The organism is Campylobacter sp. RM9334 (assembly GCF_020138145.1).
Classification (GTDB): domain Bacteria; phylum Campylobacterota; class Campylobacteria; order Campylobacterales; family Campylobacteraceae; genus Campylobacter_E.
This window is the reverse complement of record NZ_JACGAX010000009.1, coordinates 1-22,060: the sequence shown is the minus strand read 5'-3', so window position 1 is coordinate 22,060 and position 22,060 is coordinate 1. Positions and strand designations below refer to the sequence as shown.

General features: G+C 28.6%; 17 protein-coding genes. 12 read left to right on the top strand and 5 right to left on the bottom strand.

The features are described from left to right. Window positions 1-2: 2 nt before the first annotated feature. From hsdR to AVBRAN9334_RS05220, 6 genes are all read left to right on the top strand, one after another. Window positions 3-2,255 carry an EcoAI/FtnUII family type I restriction enzme subunit R gene (gene hsdR / locus AVBRAN9334_RS05245; protein ID WP_336607194.1) on the top strand — a complete coding sequence of 751 codons (2,253 nt, stop codon included), beginning with the start codon at window positions 3-5 and terminating at the stop codon, window positions 2,253-2,255. A 33-nt stretch (window positions 2,256-2,288) separates the two neighbouring features. Then, window positions 2,289-3,896 carry an ATP-dependent nuclease gene (locus AVBRAN9334_RS05240; protein WP_336607193.1) on the top strand — a complete coding sequence of 536 codons (1,608 nt, stop codon included), beginning with the start codon at window positions 2,289-2,291 and terminating at the stop codon, window positions 3,894-3,896. Then, complete coding sequence (locus AVBRAN9334_RS05235; RefSeq protein WP_336607192.1) at window positions 3,893-5,128, top strand: restriction endonuclease subunit S; 1,236 nt, start codon at window positions 3,893-3,895, stop codon at window positions 5,126-5,128. Before AVBRAN9334_RS05240 ends, AVBRAN9334_RS05235 begins: the two co-directional genes overlap by 4 nt. A 278-nt stretch (window positions 5,129-5,406) precedes the next feature. Beyond that, the gene (locus AVBRAN9334_RS05230) at window positions 5,407-6,867 is read left to right on the top strand and encodes a type I restriction-modification system subunit M (protein ID WP_336607191.1); all 1,461 of its coding nucleotides are present in this window, start codon (window positions 5,407-5,409) and stop codon (window positions 6,865-6,867) included. A gap of 164 nt (window positions 6,868-7,031) precedes the next feature. Continuing rightward, a complete protein-coding gene (creD, locus tag AVBRAN9334_RS05225) occupies window positions 7,032-8,327 on the top strand; it encodes a cell envelope integrity protein CreD (RefSeq protein WP_214150064.1) in 1,296 nt (431 codons plus the stop codon). A gap of 192 nt (window positions 8,328-8,519) precedes the next feature. Continuing rightward, window positions 8,520-9,224, top strand: a complete 705-nt coding sequence (locus AVBRAN9334_RS05220; protein WP_336607190.1) for a hypothetical protein — start codon at window positions 8,520-8,522, stop codon at window positions 9,222-9,224. Between the two features lie 89 nt (window positions 9,225-9,313). Here the strand turns inward: AVBRAN9334_RS05220 and AVBRAN9334_RS05215 are convergent, their stop codons facing one another. Then, complete coding sequence (locus tag AVBRAN9334_RS05215; protein WP_336607189.1) at window positions 9,314-10,957, bottom strand: anaerobic C4-dicarboxylate transporter; 1,644 nt, start codon at window positions 10,955-10,957, stop codon at window positions 9,314-9,316. 205 nt (window positions 10,958-11,162) lie between these two features. On the opposite strand from AVBRAN9334_RS05215, the gene hypB reads away from it, so the two are divergent. Genes hypB through hypD form a run of 3 tightly spaced genes read left to right on the top strand, consistent with a single transcriptional unit; the run spans window position 11,163 to window position 13,145 of the window. Continuing rightward, complete coding sequence (hypB, locus tag AVBRAN9334_RS05210) at window positions 11,163-11,807, top strand: hydrogenase nickel incorporation protein HypB (protein ID WP_214117951.1); 645 nt, start codon at window positions 11,163-11,165, stop codon at window positions 11,805-11,807. A gap of 1 nt (window position 11,808) precedes the next feature. After that, entirely contained in the window at window positions 11,809-12,063 is a 255-nt protein-coding gene (locus AVBRAN9334_RS05205) for a HypC/HybG/HupF family hydrogenase formation chaperone (protein ID WP_239802676.1), read from the top strand. Continuing rightward, window positions 12,060-13,145, top strand: a complete 1,086-nt coding sequence (gene hypD / locus AVBRAN9334_RS05200; protein WP_214120190.1) for a hydrogenase formation protein HypD — start codon at window positions 12,060-12,062, stop codon at window positions 13,143-13,145. The genes AVBRAN9334_RS05205 and hypD overlap by 4 nt, the downstream gene beginning before the upstream one ends. Before the next feature lie 30 nt (window positions 13,146-13,175). Here the strand turns inward: hypD and nhaA are convergent, their stop codons facing one another. The 4 genes from nhaA to AVBRAN9334_RS05180 all read right to left on the bottom strand — a co-directional run bounded on the left by nhaA (window position 13,176) and on the right by AVBRAN9334_RS05180 (window position 16,645). Then, the gene (nhaA, locus tag AVBRAN9334_RS05195) at window positions 13,176-14,309 is read right to left on the bottom strand and encodes a Na+/H+ antiporter NhaA (protein WP_214117954.1); all 1,134 of its coding nucleotides are present in this window, start codon (window positions 14,307-14,309) and stop codon (window positions 13,176-13,178) included. Between the two features lie 19 nt (window positions 14,310-14,328). Then, a complete protein-coding gene (locus AVBRAN9334_RS05190; RefSeq protein WP_336607188.1) occupies window positions 14,329-15,441 on the bottom strand; it encodes a glycerate kinase in 1,113 nt (370 codons plus the stop codon). Between the two features lie 75 nt (window positions 15,442-15,516). Further along, complete coding sequence (locus tag AVBRAN9334_RS05185; RefSeq protein WP_336607187.1) at window positions 15,517-15,897, bottom strand: hypothetical protein; 381 nt, start codon at window positions 15,895-15,897, stop codon at window positions 15,517-15,519. Continuing rightward, window positions 15,887-16,645 (bottom strand): exodeoxyribonuclease III, encoded by a 759-nt coding sequence (locus AVBRAN9334_RS05180; RefSeq protein ID WP_214117957.1) that lies wholly within the window; start codon window positions 16,643-16,645, stop codon window positions 15,887-15,889. The genes AVBRAN9334_RS05185 and AVBRAN9334_RS05180 overlap by 11 nt, the downstream gene beginning before the upstream one ends. 57 nt (window positions 16,646-16,702) lie before the next feature. On the opposite strand from AVBRAN9334_RS05180, the gene AVBRAN9334_RS05175 reads away from it, so the two are divergent. The 3 genes from AVBRAN9334_RS05175 to AVBRAN9334_RS05165 form a co-directional block, all read left to right on the top strand. After that, a complete protein-coding gene (locus tag AVBRAN9334_RS05175) occupies window positions 16,703-18,220 on the top strand; it encodes a phosphoethanolamine transferase (RefSeq protein ID WP_336607186.1) in 1,518 nt (505 codons plus the stop codon). A gap of 227 nt (window positions 18,221-18,447) precedes the next feature. Then, window positions 18,448-19,407, top strand: a complete 960-nt coding sequence (locus AVBRAN9334_RS05170; RefSeq protein WP_214117959.1) for a tetratricopeptide repeat protein — start codon at window positions 18,448-18,450, stop codon at window positions 19,405-19,407. Between the two features lie 123 nt (window positions 19,408-19,530). Next, window positions 19,531-22,060, top strand: a 2,530-nt coding sequence (locus AVBRAN9334_RS05165; RefSeq protein WP_336607185.1) for an Ig-like domain-containing protein, incomplete at its 3' end; no start/stop codon positions are given.

The window sequence follows — 22,060 nt, the reverse complement described above, 5'->3', positions numbered from 1 at the left end:
AAATGTTAGAAAATGAAACTAGGGCAAAATATATTGATATAAAGCTAGAAAACGCTGGGTGGCTTAAGGAAAACATTAGGAAAGAGTATTATTTCACTGATGGTAGGATACTAATCGGCGGTAAGCGTGGGGTTAGAAAATTCGCTGATTATCTACTTCATCACAAAAACAACAACCTAGCAATAATAGAAGCAAAAAGGATAGGTAAAGACTGCCAAGACGGCTTACAGCAAGGCAAAGAATATGCAAAAATCCTAAATATTCGCTATGTATATTCAACCAATGGGCGTGAGCTTTATGAGTATGATATGAGATTTTCAAAAGGCGAATTTATAGATGAGTTTCCAACTCCAGATGAGCTATATCAAAAAACTTTTGGCGAGTTAGCAAAGCAAAAACTTCTAAGCCAAAAAGAGCTAGTAGTAGAAAACAAACAGCTAAGATACTATCAAAAAATAGCCGTTGATAGCGTGATAAAAGGCATTTTGCAAAACAAATCAAGAATGCTTCTAACCCTAGCCACAGGCACAGGCAAGACCACCATAGCCTTTGCGATAGTTACAAGACTACTTAACGCTGGATGGAACAAAAATAGCGCCCCAAGAAAGCCAAAAATCCTTTTTCTATGCGATAGAATAAGCCTAAGAAATCAAGCCTTAGGAGAGTTTAACCCAATAGAAAATGACTGCGTTAGTCTAGAATCAAGCCAAAAAGATGGCATGATAAAAAGTGCAAATGTGTATTTTGGAATATATCAAAGCTTAGCAAGTGAAGACAAAAACTACAACGAGTTTTATACTAAATTCCCAAAAGATTTTTTTGACCTTATAATCATTGATGAGTGCCATAGGGGCGGAGCGAACGAAAATGGCTCGTGGCAAGAGATTTTAAAATATTTTGAAAGTGCCACCCAGCTAGGTTTAACAGCCACACCAAAAGCAGATATTAATATAGATACTTATAAATACTTTGGCGAAAGTATCTATAAATACAGCCTAAAAGACGGCATAAACGATGGATTTTTGACCCCGTATAAGGTAAAAAAGCTAAGCACAAGCCTAAGCGATGGCTATATTTACAGCACTGGCGATATAGTAAAAGGAGAGCTAGAAAAACCACGCTATAAATTTAGCGAGTTTGAAAAAAACATAAGCATACCAGCCTACAACGACCTAGTAGCAAAGCTAATTCTAGAAAATATGGAAAATCCTATGGATAAGACCATCATCTTTTGTGCTAATCAAAAACACGCAAGTGAAATAAGACACTACATAGATAAACACAAAAGCGTAAATCACAATGATTATTGCGTAAGAGTTACTAGCGATGAAAGTAAAATCGGGCTTGATTATCTAAGCCTTTTTCAAGACAACGACAAAGCCTACCCAGTAATACTCACAAGCTCAAAAATGCTAACCACAGGAGTAGATGCTAGAAATGTTAGAAATATAGTTTTACTTTCAAACATCGCATCTATGGTAGAGTTTAAACAAATTATAGGTAGAGGAACTAGAGTTTATAAAGGCAAGGATTTTTTCACGATAATTGATTTTACTAACTCAACCGAGCTTTTTTATGATAGCGAATGGGACGGCGAGATGATGAGTGATGAGCCCATCAAGCTAAAGCCAAAGAGCAAAGAAGAAAAAGAACCGAAAGAAATCATAAAAAAGCCTAGCAAAAATAAGCCTGTGGTATATCTTGGCAAATACCCAAGACTAGACAAGGTAGAGATAAAATACACCCTAAACGATGATATCCCACTAGATACAAAAGAGTTTTTAGAAGCAGTGCTAGGTAAAGTTAGAGCAGTTGTAGCAAACGAGCAAATGCTAAGGCAAATTTGGAGTGAGAAAAAAACTAGGCTTGAGTTTTTAAAGACTTTAGAAGCAAATGGTATAAGCGATGAAGACTTAGAAGAGCTAAAGCATATACTAAATGCTGATGATTGTGATTTGTATGATGTGTTTGCTTATCTTAGCTTTGGGGCGTTTAAAAAGAGTAGAAAGGACAGAGTACAAAGCCTTAAAAATACGGAGTTTATAAAAGATATCAAAGATGATAATGCTATGGCTTTTATGAATTTCTTGCTTGATAAATACGAAAGATTTGGCATAAAAGAATTTGACGCAGGGCTTGGCACCTTGCTAACAAATAGCACATTAGATAAGGACAAAATCGCACAAGGCTTTGGTTCAAAAGAGCTATTAAAGGCAAGTTTTGAAAAGCTCCAAGAAGAGCTTTTTAGGGTATGATTTTTATTTAATTTATTTTTATAAGGAGAAAATATGCAGCAATATCGTATAAAAATAGAGAATGTTAGAAAAGTAAAAGAAATGACTTTTGATTTAAATATAGAAAGTGGTGTTAAATTATTTATAGGTGATAATGCAAGTGGTAAATCAACATTATTGACTTGTATTGGTATTTTTATAAGAAAAGATAAAGATAATTTTTTTGCCGATAACAAAACTAGTTTATCATCTAATTTTAAAGGAAGACATAAAGAAGCAAAAATAACATATATATCAAGTTGTGGTAATGAGGAAGAAGTATGGGAGAAAAAATCACAATGGAGTAAAACTTCAACAAAACCAATAAAAAAAATTAAAGGTTTTTTTGAATTATCAATTTTATCTGGTGTGAGATTTGAACATTTAAAAAATAAAAACAATTTTAAATCTAATATGTATAAAAAATTTAAAGAACCAAACGACAAAGATAATCTAGTAAATACATATAAAAAAACAAAAGAAAAATTAGACTTTATTATAGAAAATTTAGAATATATAATAAATGACAAGGAAGATTGTAAAGATGGTTATTTTAGTAATTTAAATTTTGATTTATTATATAAGTTTGATAGCAATTTTAAAAGTGATAATTTAAAACAAAATAATAAAAATATAAAAATTATTTATTATATAGAGCATAATGGTAATATAATCAGAGAATTTGATTTTAGTACTGGTGAATATTTTTTATTATCAATTTTAAAAATAATATCTTTTTATATAACAGATAATAAAGAATGTAAGCTCATAGTGATAGATGAATTTGAGCTAGGGTTAAGTCCATTAGCACAGCAAAGATTTTTAAAAAGGCTAAAAATATTTGCTAAGAAATATAATATTTTATTTATACTTGCAACACACTCGCTTGTAGCAATTAATCATATTAATCCTAATGATATATATTATTTTAACAATCAAACATATTCAACTCCAACATATCCAGGAATGATAAATTCCGAGCTTTATCAATTTAATTGTTATGATTATGTTGTACTTGTCGAGGATGATTTAGCTGAAATGTTTGTAAATGCTATATTACATAATATGGTAAGTATCATAGGAAGGAAAACTATAGTTATACCTGTAGGTGGCGAAGGTCAAGTGAAAAATATGCTAGATAAACATAATAAAAATAATATTTATGGAACAGCGAAAGTTATACCAATAAAAGATGGAGACCAACGTGATAAAGGAAGCAATAAAAATGATTTTTTATTTTTACCTATAGAAGATGTTGAAAAAGAGCTAGTGAAACAACTTATAAAAGATGAAATGTTTTATAATGAAATAGATGGTAATCATCTAGAAAATTTAAAAACTCATAAGTTAAAATATAATAACGAAGAAAAAACCATAAAAGAATCATGTGATGAATATCATAAGTTATCTAGAGAAAAAGAAAAAGCCAAAGAAAGCAAAGAAATAGCAAAACGCATATTTGGTGCAATAGTTTCTTATGTAAATGATAAACATTTAAATACAAAAGACATAACTCCGCAACAATACATTATCAATAAAATAATATCAAAGTTGCAAGAAGATGAGTTATTTAAACAGTTTAAACAAGATTTGAGTAATGAGCTTAAAAAAGGTAATAAATGACAAAATTACCGAATGGTTGGGAAGTTAAAAAGCTTAAAGATTTAGGTATATTTATAAGGGGAGTTTCATATAAAAAAGAACAACTACTTAACGAAAAAGATGAAAATTCTGTATTTTTATTAAGAGCTAACAACATTCAAAGCCAATTAAATTTAGATGAACTTCAAATAGTCCCTAAAGAATTAGCAGAAAATAAAATTATTCAAGATAATGATATTTTATTTGCTATGAGTAGTGGTAGTAAGCATATTGTAGGTAAAAACATTATATTAAAAGATTTAAATGACTTTTCTTTTGGTGCTTTTTGTGGAGTTTTTAGGGCAACAGATGAAAGCTTAAATCCTTATTTTTTATCATATTATTTTAAAAGTTTTGAATATCATAAATATATTCAAGGGGTTTCAAAAGGGTCTAATATTAACAATCTAAGATTTAAAGATTTGGAAGAATTTCAAATCACATTGCCATCACTTGAAGAGCAAAGGAAAATTGTAAAGATACTTGATGAAAAATTTGCAAGTATTGATGAGAGTATAAGGCTAGTAAAAGCTGATTTGCTAAGCCTTGATGAGTTGTGGCAAAGTATCCTAAATGATAGTTTTAACCCCCTAAAATCAAAGCTAGACAACGACACCTACACACTCCCACCCACTTGGAAATGGGAAAAACTTGGGGATATTTGCGAAAAAACAAAAAATGCAAATCTCAAAGATTTTAACGATGATATTTCTTACATAGATATTTCATCAATAGATAATAAAAATTTTATGATTTTAGATTACAAGAAAATCAATAGCACACAAGCTCCAAGCAGAGCTAAAAGGCAAGTAAAATTTGGAGATATTTTATATGCCACCACTAGACCAAATCTTAAAAATATAGCTATGGTTAATCAAGAATATTATAACCCCATAGCTTCTACGGGTTTTTGTATTATAAGAGCTAAAAAAGATGTCAAAAAATATATTTTTTATTTTTTACTTAGTGATTATGTAACGGATTTTGTAGCTAGATTTATTAAAGGAGCACAATATCCAGCAGTATCGGATAAGGATATATTTAATATTCAAATCCCGTTGCCACCATTAAAAGAGCAAGAGCGTATCGCAAAAGAGCTAGAGAGCAAAGCAAAGACCATAAAAGAACTAAAAGAGCTTTATGCAAAAAGGCTAAAAGATTATGAAGAGTTAAAAGAAAGTTTATTAGACTTAGCCTTTAAGGGTGGGTTGTGAGTGGAATTTAGATCCGTAATTTAGTTTAAATTTCGTTTGTTGGTAACTACCGAGCATTACTCGGTGGTTGGATAAGTCTTAGAATTTCTATGCTAAAAATTAGACTTTTTAGGATTTATGCTTTTTTAAGTGGATTTGTGTGTTTTAGGTGTTTTGGCTTTAAAATAAGTGTAAAATACATAAATTTTAAAACAGCAAAGATTTAAAATACACGAAATAAATTCTAAGCTTAATATGTTAAAAAATTTAACATATCAAAAAGATATAAAAGGACAAAAATGCAAAACAAAATAGACCAAATAACAGACATTTTAAGGCGTGATGATGGCATAAGTGGGGCTATGCATTATACGGAGCAAATTAGTTGGATACTATTTTTAAAATTTTTAGATGATTATGAAAAAGAGCTTGAAGAAAAGGCGTTTTATGATGATAAGGAGTATGTAAGCATACTTGATAGCAAATTTGCGTGGAGTAGTTGGGCAGCACCTAAAAAAGAAGATGGCACACTAGATATCAAAAACGCCCTAAGCGGTGATGATTTGACTAAGTTTGTAAATAATGAGCTTTTTGTCTATCTAAAAAGCTTTAAAAATAACGATGATTTTAAAAGCATTGAGTATAAAATCGGCGGTATTTTTGAAGGCATAAATAATAGAATAGTTAATGAACAAACTTTAAGAGATATCATAAATATCATTGATGAATGTAACTTTAGTAAAGATGATGATGTGTTTGCACTAAGCCTAGTGTATGAAAAACTGCTAAAAGATATGGGGAGTGATGGGGGAAATAGTGGGGAGTTTTACACCCCAAGACCACTTATAAAAGCTATCGTTGAAGTGATAGACCCAAAGGCAAATGAGCGTGTGTATGACCCTGCCTGTGGTAGTTGTGGGTTTTTGTGTGAGAGCTTTTTGCATGTGATGAGAGATAAAACAAGCCTTAGCAATGATGAGATAGATTTTATACAAAATGACGCCTTGCACGGCAAAGAAAAGACCCCACTAAGCTATGCAATGGGTGTGATGAATATGATTTTGCACGGCATAAAATCCCCAAATATCATTAAAACAAACACCCTAAATAAAAAAATCACCGACATAAGTGAAGATGATAGATATGAAATAATCCTAGCAAATCCACCATTTGGTGGCAAAGAAAAAGAGCAAATCCAAAACAACTTTTTAGTAAAATCAAACGCCACAGAGCTACTATTTTTACAACATATCCTAAAAAGCCTTAAAATAAACGGCAGATGTGCTGTGGTAGTGCCTGAAGGAGTGCTGTTTCAAAACTCAAACGCCTTTACAAGTGTAAAGCAAGATTTGGTAAATGAGTATAATTTGGAGTGCGTTTTAAGCCTTCCTAGTGAGGTATTTTTGCCTTATAGTGCTGTTAAAACTAATGTGCTGTTTTTCTCGCTTGGTAAAAGGTTTTTAAATGATAGTAATGAGGTGTATTATTATGAGCTAATACCACCTTATAAACTAACTAAAAATAAGCCTTTAGAGTATGAGCATTTTAAAGATTTTTTAGCTTGTGTTAAGGAGCGTAAAATCACTGAAAACTCATGGCTAGTAAGCAAAAGCGAACTTGCTCTTAAAAACTACGATTTAAGTGCAAAAAATCCAAACATAAAAGAAGAAAAAGAGCTAAGCAGCGTAGATGAAATTCTAAACTCACTTAGCAAAAACCTAGCAAAATCAAGCGAACTTTTAAAAAAGCTAGGTATTTAAGCTTTGTGGAAAAATATAATAAACGAAAAAAATCGTTTAGTGATTTTAATAAATATAAATTTTAATTATTTGCAGTGGAATTTAAAATAGGAATTTCGTTTGGTATTTGTAATTTAAGCTTATTTTGTATATGATAAATATTTTAAAAATTAAAAGGAAATAAAATGATTAAAATACCATCTAATTCAATAACTAAAAAAGTAGGTTTTATATTTTTACTTGCAATATTACTTCAAATACCATTGTTTTTTATAAACGGAATAATAAATGAGAGAAATGATACTTATGAAAATATGGTTGATACTCTAGGTAATGAATGGGGTCAAAAGCAAACAATACACGGGATTTTTCTAGTAATAAATGGCACTAAAGAACAAAATATAAAAGATGAAGAAGGCAATACGATTACGCAAAAAGTCCCTTACGAAAAAATCATAATTCCAAGCCAAATTGATGTAAAAATTGATATTTTAGATGAGGTTAGACAAAAAGGAATATATAAAGCTAGTGTTTATAACGCAAATATTAGCATTGGTGGTAATTTTGCTGATTTAGATGAAAAATTACCGCAAGACTTTGATGAAATTTATTTATCTTTAGGTTTATTAGATGCAAAATCATTAGTAAATATCTCAACTTTTAAACTAAATAGCATTGATTTAAAACCAAATGCAGGGACAAATAGTAAAAATTCTCATTTAAGATATGGAATTTCATCACTAATTAATAAAAATATGTTGAAAAATAATACACCTTTTGAAATTTCTTTCACATTAAGGGGCTCAAAAGGTATAGAGATACTTCCTTTAGCGCAAAAGAATACCTTAGATATTAATTCAAAAGAAAGTAAGCCTAGTTTTTATGGGACATTGCCTGTTAGTAAAAATCTTGATAATAACGGCTTTAACGCAAAATATGAAATTATGCCATTTACTATGAATTATCAAAAAGCTATAAATAATTCAAATCATTATCTAAATGATAATCTAATCGGTATTAATCTATACGAAGGCATTACTCATTACAGACAAGTAATAAGAGCTGCTAAATACGGCATATTATTTATAATGCTTAGCTTATTTGTGGTTTATGTTTTTGAAATTTTAGGCAAAAAACCAACTCATTATATCCAATACGGAGTTGTTGGATTTTCGCTAACTTTGTTTTATTTAGTTTTGCTTTCAATGTCAGAATATTTTAGTTTTGAACTTGCCTATATTATCGCTACATTAATGGTCGTAATACCAAACGCACTTTATATAAAAGCTCTTACAAATAGCAAAAAATTTGGTTTTGGAATGCTACTATTTTTAGGCGGTGTTTATGCAGTATTATTTTCTGTGCTTCAAATGGAGCAATTCGCACTAATTACAGGAACAATTCTTATAATGATAGTTTTATATGTTCTTATGTATATTACAAAAAATATTGATAATTTTTTGGATAAAAAGGCTGAATAATTAGGATATTAAAGGATAAAAAATATTGAAATTCCGATTTTAAATTCCGTTAAAATTTAATGTATTTTCAAGATATTTTAAAAGGAATTTAAATTAGGAATTTCAATTTTATTTTTAGTGATTTTTAAATTTAAATATTTTTGCTTTTAAGGATAACAAAATGGCTTTAAAAGGTTTTTAGCAAAAGCTAATGTGATTTTTAAAAATACGCTTTTTTATCTAGCTTGGTTTTTGTTTTTTATACCATTTTATATAGGAGATTTTAGTTATATTCCTTGCTTTATATTTGCTTTTCTTTTTTCTAGGATTTATCTTTTACTATCTCAAGATGATTTGGATAGTAAGATAATCTTGCAAGATAAGTTTTATTTACTTTTAAGACATATTTCGCTTTTTATATCGTGTGTTTGCCTTGCTAAGATTATTTATAATTTTTGTCTTTATGATAAAAGCGTTTATAAGAGCATTGATACTCTTAAAAATCTCGTGCCATTTGCGATATTTGGCTTTGTATATTTATATACTGCTAGAAAAAACTATAATGTTTATTTTAAAAAATACTTAGCTTTAACTTTGGCTATGCTTTATGCTTGGTGGTATTATGATGATTTTTTAAAACAACCCAATGAGCTCATAACAAGGATTTTAAAATCAAATTTAAAGTGTAGTAACCTTGAAAGAGTTTGCCTTGTGCTTGATAAAAGCATATTAGATGATATAAATAATGATATAAAAGGCAAAAGTTATGATGAGATACAAAAGACTTTAAGCCAGTTAGAATTTAAAATGAAAAATGAATATTTTTATTTTACTAAAATACTTTTGGGCAAAAGTGTTAGCATTAGGCTTGAATTAGAAGATGATAAGATAATTGAGATTATAGTTTCTAGGTTTTAAATTATAGCTTTATTGGAAAATAATATTTTAAATTCTAGTTAAATATTGGCAAATTAAAATCTTAATTTTGCCCTAAAATAGGGCAAAATTTATAAGTAACCATAAAAACTCGCAAGAAAATATCCAAAGATACTTGAAGTAATAACACCTATAAAACCAGGAATAATAAAACTATGATTTATTACAAATCTTCCTATACGAGTTGTTCCGCTTCTATCAAATTGAATAGCTGCTAAATCACTTGGATATGTTGGCAAAATAAAATAGCCATAACAAGCTGGTGCGAATGCTAAAATAACAGCTGGATTAACTCCTATATTTAAAGCTAGTGGCACAAACGCTACAAGTGCAGCTGCTTGAGAATTTACTAATTTAGAAATTATTATTAAAACTATTGCGTAAGTCCAAGGATATTCGCTTAATATATTTCCTAAGCTATCTTTTATCATTTGAGTATGTGTTGCAACCATACTATCAGCCATCCAAGAGATTCCAAATACAGCCACAAGAGCAACCATTCCAGATTTAAATATCTCACTTTTTGAAATATTATTTGCATTAGTTTTTGTAAAGATTATTATTAATGAACCTGCCAAAAGCATAAAAATTTGAATTACTTCAACCATTCCTAAAGGTTTTGCTTGTTCTTTTTTATCGCTAAAAATAATTTTTGCATTTTCAAATTTTTCATTATTAATAATTACATAGTTATTTTCTTGTGTTATTTGTAGATTATTATCAATGCTAATTGCTTTTATATTTTCTTTCGTGTTTTTTACTTTACCATCTTTAATAGTTTTATTTAATTCATTATAAGTAATTATGAGATTTGAATTCTTAATAGGTATTTCTTTCATTGTTTTAGCATTATTATCTACGATTAAAATACTTGCTGAATCAACTTTTATGTTAAATGCAGGTCGTAGATTTGAAAAATATCCTAAAATAGCAACTAAGGCAATAGCGCCTAAAAATATCCACATTGATAACCAAGCACTATTAGGTAATTTTTCACCTATTAATGATTTGCACCCACTACCATAAACATATTTTTTAAATTCTTCATCTTTAATTTTTTCTTGAAATTCACTATCTTTATCTAAATCTTTACCTCTAAACCAGCTAAATATTCCAACGCAAAACACTCCTAAATAAGTTGATGGTATTGTAATTTTAAGTAAGTCCAAATATCCATCAAATCCTGCTAAGTGATGATTACTATTAATAATAAATGCTGTTAGAGTTACTACAGCCACTGATACTGGGCTAGCAATTATTCCAAGTTGTGCTGAAACACTACTTGCTGCCATCGGTCTTTCAGGTCTAATATTGTTTTTAATAGCTATGTCATATACAATAGGTAAAATTGTATAAACAACATGCCCTGTGCCACAAAGAATTGTTAGGGTGCAAGTTGTAATTGGAGCTAAAATACTAATATATTTTGGATTTTTTCTAAGAATTTTTTCAGCTATTTGAAGCATTACATCAAGACCACCACTGGTTTGAAGTGTTGCGCTAGCCACAACAACTGCTAAAATAGTTAGCATAACATCAATTGCTGGTTTTCCTGGTTTTACACCAAAGCCAAAAATCATCACAATAAGCCCAACGCCACCTAACATTCCAAGAGTAATTCCACCTTTTTTTGAGCCATAAAATAGGCAAATACATACAATAGCTAGTTGTATAGCAAATTGTAAAGAATTAGGTAAATTCATAAGAATATCCATTTTTTATCCTTTAATTAAAAAAAATTGATAAATTTTATATTTAAAAGTTAAATATTTAAATTAATTTTAAAAATTAAGTTTTAATTAATTTAAATATTAGTATTAAATTTTTACTTAGAATTTGGTCTATTATTTATAAAATGATTTTTGTTGCCATTGTAAATACTTTTACTTAGTAAAATGTGAAAAATTTAAGGAGTAGGTAATGAAAGTAATCATTGAAGCAAAAGCAAAAATTATGGCTGAAAACGAAAATCAAGCAAAAATCAATCAAGAGTTTTTTAAAAAATCTAATTTATATTGCCTTAATTTTATGAGCTCTCCTGGTAGTGGTAAAACCACTCTACTTGAGTATATTATAAAAAATAATTTATTAAAATTATGCGTAATTGAAGGGGATTTAGAGACTAATAAGGACGCTGATAGGATTATCAAAGCAGGTGCTAAAGCATATCAAATAAGCACAGGTCAAAGCTGTCATTTAGACGCAAAAATGATAGATTTAGCTCTAAAAAATCTTGATATTAGTAATTCAGAGTTTTGTGTAATAGAAAATATAGGCAACTTAGTATGCCCTGCATCATATAAATTGGGCGAGAATTTAAATGTTGTGCTTTTATCAAGTCCTGAAGGAAGTGATAAAGTAGCAAAATATCCTGTTATGTTTAAAAGAGCTGATGTGATAGTATTAACTAAAATGGATATAGCAAAATATTTTGATTTTAGCCTAGAAACTATCACACAAGAAGCAAAAAAATTAAATCCAAATGTAAAAATCTTTTGTGTAAGTAGCACTACAGGCGAAGGAATTGCCGAACTTTGTGAATATTTTAAATCTTTAAGGAGTTAATATGTGTTTATCTATACCATCAAAAGTTTTAAGTGTTGATGAAAATAATTTCGCTATGGTTGATACTTTAGGGATTAAGCGTGGGGTTAGCCTTGATTTGATACCTGAGCAGGTTAATGTGGGAGATTTTGTATTAATTCATGTTGGTTTTGCTATGCAAAAAATTGATGAAGCAGCTGCTAAAGAAAGCTTAGAATTATATAAGCAAATTGCAGATGAGATAGGTAGCGAAGAGATTGAAAGTAGGTTTTTATGAATTACATAAAAGAATATAAAGACGCAAATATTATTAATAATTTAAAAAAACTAATTAATAATGTTAAGCTTGATAGGGTTTATAATGTAATGGAGATTTGTGGCGGGCACACGCATTCACTTATAAAATACTCAATCCCTTCTCTTTTGCCTAATATTAACTTTATTCATGGGCCAGGTTGTCCTGTTTGTGTAATGCCAAAAAGTAGGCTTGATGAAGCTATTTTTTTAGCAAGTATGGAAGGTGCTATTTTTTGCACACTTGCTGATTTGATTAAAGTTCCTGCTAGTAATACGAGTTTAGAAAAATTAAGAGCACAAGGCAAGGATATTAGAGCGCTTTATAGTCCACTAGAAGTATTAAAAATCGCAAATGAAAATAAAGATAAAAAGATTATATTTTTTGCAATAGGTTTTGAAACTACTACTCCTATGAGTGCGGTTTTGATTGAAAAAGTGCTTGAAATGGGGCTTAAAAATGTATTTTTTCATATAAATCATGTAAGAGTTCCTGAGCCTGTTGAAGCCTTATTAAATGATAAAGATTGTAATATTGATGGCTTTTTAGCCCCATCACATGTAAGCGTGATAATAGGAGAAAACGCATATTTAAATATGGCTAATACTTATAAAAAACCATTTGCTATAAGTGGTTTTGAGCCTGTTGATTTAATGCACTCGCTATTAAATTTAAGCTTACAATTTAAGAATAAAACTCATAATGTTTATAATGAGTATTCAAGATTAGTTAGTAAAAATGGTAATGAAAAAGCTAAAGAATTAATTGAAAAATACTTTAGGCGTGATGATTTTGAATTCCGTGGCTTAGGTGTTATTAGTAATGGCGGTTTGGAGCTAAAAGATGAATATGATTATATAAACGCAAAAAAAGTATTTGATATAAAAACAAATACAAAAGCAGAAAACAAAGCCTGTCTATGCCCTAAGATTTTAAAAGGACTTGCAAAGCCAACTGATTGTAAAGTTTTTGGTAATTTATGCACGCCTAATAATCCAATAGGAAGTTGTATGGTAAGTAGTGAAGGTGCTTGTGCTGCTTATTATAAATACAATAGAATTTAAATTAACTCCTTTTTATAGGAGTTAATATGATTATTTGCTTATAAATCTTAGCCAAATATAGCCTAATACAGCTGATACAAAAGAAGCACTAAGTATTGCTAATTTTGCGCTATTAAATAATTCAGGATTATTTTCAAATACAAGAGTGTTTATAAAAAAGCTCATAGTAAAACCAATACCTGTTAGTATGCAAACCCCGTATAATTGAACTTTATTTGATGGTAATTTAAAGCCAAATTTACTAGCAATTAAGCAAAAGCTAAATACACCTAATTGTTTGCCTAAAAATAGACCTAAAAATACTCCAAAAAATACTGCATTAAAATCATTTAAATTAAGACCATTAATCAAAACTCCAGCATTAAATAAAGCAAATAAAGGCAATATAAAATAATTTATATAAGGTGTTAAATCGTGCATTATGTGTTCTAAAAATTCTTTATTATCTTTAGTGTTTAATGGTATAAAAAACGCACACGCCATACCAGCTAAAGTTGCATGAACTCCACTTTTAAGAACGCAAACCCAAATAAATGCACCAATAATCACATAAAGGCTTTTTATGCAAATATGCAAATAATTTAATAATAGCAAAATAGCTAAACCACAAGTAGCAAGGCTAAGACTTAAAATACTTAGCTCATTTGTATAAAATAAAGCGATTATAATAATTGCAGCAACATCATCAAATATTGCAAGGCTTAGTAAAAATATTGTTAAAGATTTTGGAATTTTATTTCCAAGTAATAATAAAACTCCTAAAGCAAAAGCAATATCAGTTGCAGTCGGTATTGCAAAGCCTTGTAAAGCAAAACTATCGTTTATATTAATTAAACTATAAATTATAGCAGGGACAATTACTCCGCCAAGTGCTGCAATTAGTGGCAAACTAGCAGCTTTTATATTGCTTAATTCTCCTATTAGGATTTCTTTTTTAACTTCTAATCCAACCCAAAAGAAAAATATAGCCATAAGCCCATCATTTACCCATAAAGTAAGTGGTTTTATAAGGTTTAAATCTCCAAAAATCACACCTGCTTTATAATTAGTAATGAGTTCATAATAAGTGTTTAGATTTGAATTTTTAAGAGCTAAAGCAAGTATAGTCATAAAAATCAATAAAATTGGAGCAAAAAGCTCGTGAGTTATAATTTTTTTAAGCATAATATCTCCTTGTTAAAAATTATTTTTTAGCAAGAAAAGTTTGCAATACATTAAACGAAAGCTCATTTAAGCATTGATAGGCAATGCTATTTTGCATTAATTCATTTTTTGTTTTATTAGAAAATGCTTTTGTTAAAGAAAAGCAATTTTTAAAATCACTATTATTTAAACCACAAAATATTATTAATTTTTTATCATAAATTTTACAAATTTGATTAATTTCTCCGATTACTTTTCCCATCAAACTTTGATTATCAAAAGCACCTTCTCCTGTTATTATTAAATCAGAGTTTTTAATTAATTCTTCAAGATTTAAAAGGTTTTTAATATATGAAAATCCACTTTCAAATTCTGCATTTAAAAATGCTTTAAAGCCAAATCCAAGCCCACCAGCAGCACCACAACCTTGAAATTGTGAATAATCTTTAGTTAAATATTTTTCACAAACTTTTGCAAAATTTTTTAAACCCAAATCAAGCATTTTAATTTCATCATCATTTGCACCTTTTTGCCTTGCATAGACATACGCTGCACCATTTTCTCCATATAGTGGATTTTTCACATCACAAGCTATTTTAAAGCTGCAGTTTTTAAGCTCTTTTAATACATTTTTATCATTTATTTTTGCAATTTTTCTTAGATTTTCTCCGATAGGTTTTAAAATATTTTCAAATTCATCTAAAAATTCGTATCCTAAAGCACTTAGCATTCCTATTCCAGCATCATTTGTAGCCGAGCCACCAATGCCTATTATAAACTCATTTGCACCATTATTAATAGCGTCTTTTATGGCAATACCTAGTGAAATTGTGCTAGTTTTGCAAGGATTTTTTTCATTTTCATTAAGAGCGATTAATCCTGCAAATTCTGCCATTTCAAAATATGCTTTATTTTCTTTTAAAAGATAATAACCCTTATAATCTCTAATACCATAAGCATTTTTTAAGTTTAAATAGAGTTTTGTAGCATTGATTTTATCATTTATACTTTCTAAAAAACCTTCTCCACCATCAGAAATAGCTAGTTGAATTGAGTTTATATTTAATTTATCGCAAGATTTTTTGATAGCTTCGTTTGCTTGTTTTGAACTAAGAGAGCCTTTAAAGCTATCACAAATAATTAATGCTTTCATTTTTTTATCCTTTTAATTACAAAATAAATTAGTAAAAAACTAAAAAATAAAGTAGCACTTATATCAAGTATAAATTCATTCATAAAAAATCTCCGTTTTTTTAGGTAGCATTAGGGTATTATCTGTGTATTTTAAATATTTGAGCTTTAACGCATAAATTTTGTGATTTAGTGCAAAATTAGCAGCTTTATATGTATTTAAATAAAGCCTTTTTTGGGTTTCATTTGCTAATAATAATTTTCCTATTATTTGAACACCTTTAATTGGATTGTTTGTATAAATTGCTGCACTTAATAATTCATCTAATTTAATATGCCTTGAAGTAGGCGATGAGATAAAAAGCAATGCTTCATTAATCTCATCAAATTTATAAAACAAAGTAGCCGAATAAGGCTCGTTTGTAGAAACTACGCAAATATTGTTAGAATTTAAAAACTTATTTATTTTAGATTTCAATATCAATACCAACAGGACAATGATCAGAGCCCATTACATCGCTTAATATAAAGGCGTCTTTTAAATAAGGGGTAAGATTATTTGATATGAAAAAATAATCAATTCTCCAACCAACATTTCTATTTCTAGCAGCTGCACGATAGCTCCACCACGAATATTTTTCAGGAATATCTCCGTTTATATATCTAAATGTATCAACAAATCCAGCATCAAGCAATCTATCAATCCACTCACGCTCAATTGGTAAAAATCCACTTGTTTTTTCATTAGCTTTTGGGTGAGTTAAATCTATTGGGCGGTGTGCTGTATTTACATCTCCACAAATTATGATTTTTTTACCTTCTAATAATAATTTTTTTAAATATTCTAAAAAATCATCATAGAATTTCATTTTATAATCTAATCTTTCATCACCGCTTTGTCCGTTTGGAAAATATATATTAAACAAAACAATATCTTTAAAACTATGCTCTAAAACTCTTCCTTCATCATCAGGAAAAAATTGGGCAAATCTACTCTCGCATTCAAAATTTAAAAAGCTCATAACACCAGAATATCCAGCTCTTTTTGCTGAATTTGATTTAATATCTTTAAAGCCTAAATTGTTTATATCTTTTGGAAATTTATCAGGTGTTGCTTTTATCTCTTGAATACCTAAAAAATCAGTAGGGTATTTTTCTAAAAACGAAAACCCATCTTTATCACAAATTGCTCTTAAACCATTTACATTCCACGAAATTAATCTCAAAACTATTCCTTAAATTAAGTTATTTATAATGATAAAAACTATACAAAAAGGTAGTAAATGTTAAAGATAAATCCAATTTTATTTAATTTTGTTTTAAGTGCATATATAATTGCTTTGAATTATTTTTCTATGCTTGCATTTTTGAGTAATAAAATAAGTGATATTTATTTTTTTACAATAGTAAATATTATATATTTTACATTGATATTTTTAGTTGTTAATATATTATGTTTTTTTAGAATTTTGGCTTATATTTGTTCTATTATTTTAATAATATGCACTGGATTTAGTATATATTTTATTAAAACTTACAATGTAGTTATTGATGGAAATATGGTAGCTAATGTATTTTTAACAGACAAAAGAGAAATGAGCGATTTATTTTCTTTATCTTTTGTGTTTTTTATATTATTAAGCGTTGTATTACCAATAATTTTGCTAAAATTTATTAATATAAAAAAAGGTTATTATTTAGCTAAAATAGTTTCAATTATTTTAAGTGCTATATTGATTTTTGTCATAGTATTTACTAATTCTAGAACTTTTATACCTTTTATTAGAACTAATGATGACATAAGATATTACAATGTGCCATTTCATCAAATATATTCTGCTATTAAAATAACAAAATCAAAATTCACTCCTAAAGAAGAGATGGTAAAAATAGGGCTTGATGCTTCTATTCAAGATGATAATGAGAGCAAAACTTTTATTTTAGTAGTAGGAGAAACTGCAAGGGCAAAAAATTATTCTTTAGGCGGATATGCTAAAAACGATACTAATTTTTATACTAAGAATTTAAATATTAATTATTTTAGTAATTTTACATCTTGCGGGACTGCCACTGCTCAATCTTTACCTTGTATGTTTTCATTGCATGATAGGGTAGATTTTAAAAAAGGTGAAAATTATGAGAATGTTTTAAATCTTTTAAATCGTTTTATTGATGTGCGTTGGATAGATAATAATTCTGGAGGTTGTCAAAATGTTTGTAATGACATTAATTCTATTATTAAAAGTAAAGATTATGATGGATGGTTAGTTGATGAAACTAAGAATATATTAAAAAGTAAAAAAGATAAAAATACATTAATAATAGTGCATTTGCAAGGTTCTCATGGGCCAAGTTATTATCTTAGATATCCAAAAGAATTTGAAAAATTTACTCCAACTTGTAATACAAATAAATTGCAAGAATGTAGCGAAGATAATTTATATAACACTTATGATAACACCTTGCTTTATACTGATTTTATAGTAGCTAGTTTGATTGATGTTTTAAAGACCGATAATGCCGATAAAAAAGCTTTATTTTATCTAAGTGATCACGGAGAAAGTTTAGGAGAAAATGGGTTTTATTTGCACGGAATGCCATATTATTTAGCACCAAAAGAGCAAATTCAAATTCCGGCTATTTTATGGACTAATTATGAGTATAACAATAAAGATAAACTTGATTTTAAACTATCTCAAGATAATTTATTTAGTTCTTTATTAGGGTTTTTTAATATTTCTACAAAAGATTATAGGAAAAACTATGATTTATTTAGCATAGATTTAGAAAATAATTTATAAATAATATAAAAAATAAAATATTTATAAAATTTTTATTTAGTTTAATATTATTTTAATAATTGTGTGGTTATAATACGCCATTCCTTGTTTTAAAGGGTTGCAGCTAATAAATCGTTAATCATTTTTCAACTATACTCCTAAATGCAACCCTTTTAATCTCTTCAATATTTACGATTTTTACATATTATTTTTACTTTAATTTATTTGATATTTTTTAAGGAGATTGTATGAGAAAAATATTATTAGCTTTAGGTATTTTGGTATCTTTAAGTGCTAATGAAAGTTTGTTTGAAAAGGGTGAATATAAAAAAGCTTATCCTAATTTTAAACAAGAATGTAATAAAGATAATTCTAATGCTTGTTATAGATTAGGAGAGATGAATGAATTTGGATTAGGAACGGGGATTTCTTATTCTTATGCTTATAAATATTATAAAAAATCTTGTGATTTGAATAATAAAAAAGCTTGTGGAAGTCTTGGAAAAATGTATTATCTAGGGCTTGGTGTTAATAAGGATATAAAAAAAGCTAATGATTTATTAGATAATGCTTGTAAGAATGACATTTATGAAGCTTGTGATAATTATGCTTATTTACAAAAAAAAGAATATAAAGAATTTAAACAAGACGAATTATTTAAAGCTTGCAATGGTGGAATTGCTAATTCTTGTATAGAACTTGCTAATAATTTAAATCCTAATCAAGGAATTGATTTTTATTTAAGAGCTTGTGGTTTAGGCGATGATTATGGTTGTCAGATGGTGTCAAATTGGTATTTAACTACCCAAGTTGTTAATAATAAAATATCTAATTTTTCTGATTTAAGCGATAAAGAGTGTAATAATAAAAATTATAAAGCTTGCAAGTCAATAGGAGATGTTTATAGATATTTAAACAATATAGAAAAAACTCAAATGTATTATGAGCAAGGTTGCGAATTAGATGATAAAGATTCTTGTGCTAGCTTAGCGGTATTACAAGAACATAATAATGATTTTGAAAAAGCTATAAAAAACTATGAAAAATCTTGTAAGATTGGCGATGGTTATTCTTGTTCTAGACTTGGATATATGTATGAAGATGGATTAAAAGATAATGATAAGACATATATCAAAACAGATTCTTCTAAATCAAAAAAATTCTTTCAAAAAGCTTGCGAATTAGGTTTTACTAAAGCTTGTAATTAATATTTTATACATTTTTTTTGCCTTTTTTTGTAAAAATTATATTTTTGCACTGAAGGGCAATAATAGAATTTATATATTTTCGTTAAATTAACCTTGTTTTGAAATTCAACAAGGAGAAATATTATGGCGGAAGCTGGAAAAATTATTAAATTAATAGGCGATGTTAAAGCTATTAATGTTAATGGTGAGAAGTCACTAAATGTAGGCGATGCAGTATCACTAAATGATACTATTAGAACAATCGGAAAAGATACAAGTGTTGATATAGAACTTAGCAGTGGCAAAGTTTTACATATTGTAGGAGATAATGTTGCAAAGATTGATAATAGTATTTTAACAAGTGAAAGCTTTGAAAATGAAGCTGCAATTGATGATAAAATCAATAACTTAATCAATAACTTAGTAAATAACAATGGAGAAATAGAATTAGACGCAACTGCTGCTGGTGAAGCTGGTGCTGCTGGTGCTACTGGAACATTAAATGATGTTGTGTTTGACCAATCAGGTAGCGAAAGCACAGTTTATGCAGATGTATTATCAAGAGAAGTTGATAATAATGTTATTACTAATTTTAACAACAACGGCTTAGGTGCTGCAAATCTTAATGATTTATTAGCACAAGGTAATCAAGTAACACCTGAAATTAATGGAGAAGCTAACAATGGCGAAATTCCTACAATTCCAGGAAATAATGGTGCTAATGACAATGTAGTTCCTGAAAATCCAGAAAATAATACAGGAAACAATACTCAACCTGAAGTTAAACCTGAAGAAAAACCTGAAAATACCGAAGATGTTGTAACTCCAGAAGTTAAACCTGAAGATAAACCTGAAGAAGATAAAACTGAAGATAATACTCAACCTGAAGTTAAACCTGAAGAAGATAAAACTGAAGATGTTGTAACTCCAGAAGTTAAACCTGAAGAAGATAAAACTGAAGATAATACTCAACCTGAAGTTAAACCTGAAGAAAAACCATTAAATTTAACTGCAAATGTATATGATAAAGATTCTAATATTGTAGATGGTAAATTAACAAATGGAACAGAATTTACTATAAAAGGTAGTGGAGCTACACCTAATTCTGAAGTAACAATAAATGTTATTGGTTATACATTAGATGGTAACAATGTAGCTCAAATCCATTTCCCTGTAAAAGTTACAGCTGATGCTAATGGTGATTATAGCTATACTTTTGACTTATCAAATGCTGAATTATTATATAAATATCATGTTGAGAATGGTAATAATAGTGTAGATAGCTCATTTAGTGTAGATAATATAGCTCCTGTAATAACAGATACTAAAGTAGAAGTTGTAGAAGGAAATGTAGTAGTATCAGGTAAAACAGAGCCAGAAGCGGTAGTTTCAACTCCTAATGGAGATAAGGCGACGGCTGACAAAGATGGTAATTTTGTAATTACTATTCCAAATGCTAGTGATAAGGTAGAAATTAGTGCAACTGATAAAGTTGGCAATACAAGTGTAAATCCAGCAATTATTGAAGTTCCAGCTTCTGAAAATAAACCTGAAGAAGATAAAACTGAAGATGTTGTAACTCCAGAAGTTAAACCTGAAGATAAACCTGAAAACACTGAAGACAATAAACAACCTGAAGAAGATAAAACTGAAGATGTTGTAACTCCAGAAGTTAAACCTGAAGATAAACCTGAAAATACTGAAGACAATAAACAACCTGAAGAAGATAAAACTGAAGATGTTGTAACTCCAGAAGTTAAACCTGAAGATAAGCCAGTAGCTCCAGTATTTGATAAACTTGTTATTACAGAAGTAAATGGTGATGATACTATAAAAGATCATTCAGCAACAGTTGATAGCAATAGCTTAGTGCTTAAAGGTAAATTAGAAAATTATCAAGGCGTAGCAGGAGATTACGAATTTGATATTCAAAGTAATATATTAAATAGCGTTGTAAATGATATTAAAGTTGTTGGACACATTGATGCAGATGGCACATTTACAATCAATCTTGATGCGAATATTATTGGTAATAATATTGGTTTAATTCAAGTTAAATTTGAAGGTAAAGCAGATGTTGTTACTATATTAGAAGCTGCAAGTAAAGAAGTAGATGCTAAAGTTGATGTTGAAATTACAGGCAATGGTGTTAATGTTGAAAATACTTTAAATAATAATAAGGTTCTTACAATTAGTGGAACAATTAAGCCAGTTGATGCTAATGGAAATGCTGTTGAATTTGTTGAAAATAAAGCTCTTGTTAAAATTAATGATAAAGTTGTTGATGTTACATTTAATAAAGATGGCTCATTTACAACTACTTATACTCCAGAAAAAGATGGAGAAGTTAAGGTAGAAGTAACTTATAATGTAAATGATAAAATAGTATCTGATGTTGCTACAACGACAATAGACACTACAGCTCCATTATTAGGAGAATTAACAGGAACTCCAGATTTAAATGGTAATTATGTTGTAGAAGGTAAAACAGAGCCAAATGCAGTGGTAACAATAAATGGTAAAACTGAAGTTAAAGCTGATGCTGATGGTAACTTTAAAGCAACATTAAATGATGTAAAAGATGGTGAAAAATTAGAATTAGTAGCTAAAGATGAAGCTGGAAATATTAGTAATGTTGGCACAATAAACGCTAAGTTAGATACTAAAGAAGGCA

Coding starts and splice junctions, on each gene's coding strand:
- AVBRAN9334_RS05190 (WP_336607188.1), bottom strand. CDS start 15,441: ATGAAAGCATTAATTATTTGTGATAGCTTTAAAGGCTCTCTTAGTTCA.
- AVBRAN9334_RS05215 (WP_336607189.1), bottom strand. CDS start 10,957: ATGGATATTCTTATGAATTTACCTAATTCTTTACAATTTGCTATACAA.
- AVBRAN9334_RS05240 (WP_336607193.1), top strand. CDS start 2,289: ATGCAGCAATATCGTATAAAAATAGAGAATGTTAGAAAAGTAAAAGAA.
- hypD (WP_214120190.1), top strand. CDS start 12,060: ATGAATTACATAAAAGAATATAAAGACGCAAATATTATTAATAATTTA.
- AVBRAN9334_RS05230 (WP_336607191.1), top strand. CDS start 5,407: ATGCAAAACAAAATAGACCAAATAACAGACATTTTAAGGCGTGATGAT.
- hypB (WP_214117951.1), top strand. CDS start 11,163: ATGAAAGTAATCATTGAAGCAAAAGCAAAAATTATGGCTGAAAACGAA.
- AVBRAN9334_RS05170 (WP_214117959.1), top strand. CDS start 18,448: ATGAGAAAAATATTATTAGCTTTAGGTATTTTGGTATCTTTAAGTGCT.
- nhaA (WP_214117954.1), bottom strand. CDS start 14,309: ATGCTTAAAAAAATTATAACTCACGAGCTTTTTGCTCCAATTTTATTG.
- AVBRAN9334_RS05235 (WP_336607192.1), top strand. CDS start 3,893: ATGACAAAATTACCGAATGGTTGGGAAGTTAAAAAGCTTAAAGATTTA.
- AVBRAN9334_RS05175 (WP_336607186.1), top strand. CDS start 16,703: ATGTTAAAGATAAATCCAATTTTATTTAATTTTGTTTTAAGTGCATAT.
- AVBRAN9334_RS05205 (WP_239802676.1), top strand. CDS start 11,809: ATGTGTTTATCTATACCATCAAAAGTTTTAAGTGTTGATGAAAATAAT.
- creD (WP_214150064.1), top strand. CDS start 7,032: ATGATTAAAATACCATCTAATTCAATAACTAAAAAAGTAGGTTTTATA.
- hsdR (WP_336607194.1), top strand. CDS start 3: ATGTTAGAAAATGAAACTAGGGCAAAATATATTGATATAAAGCTAGAA.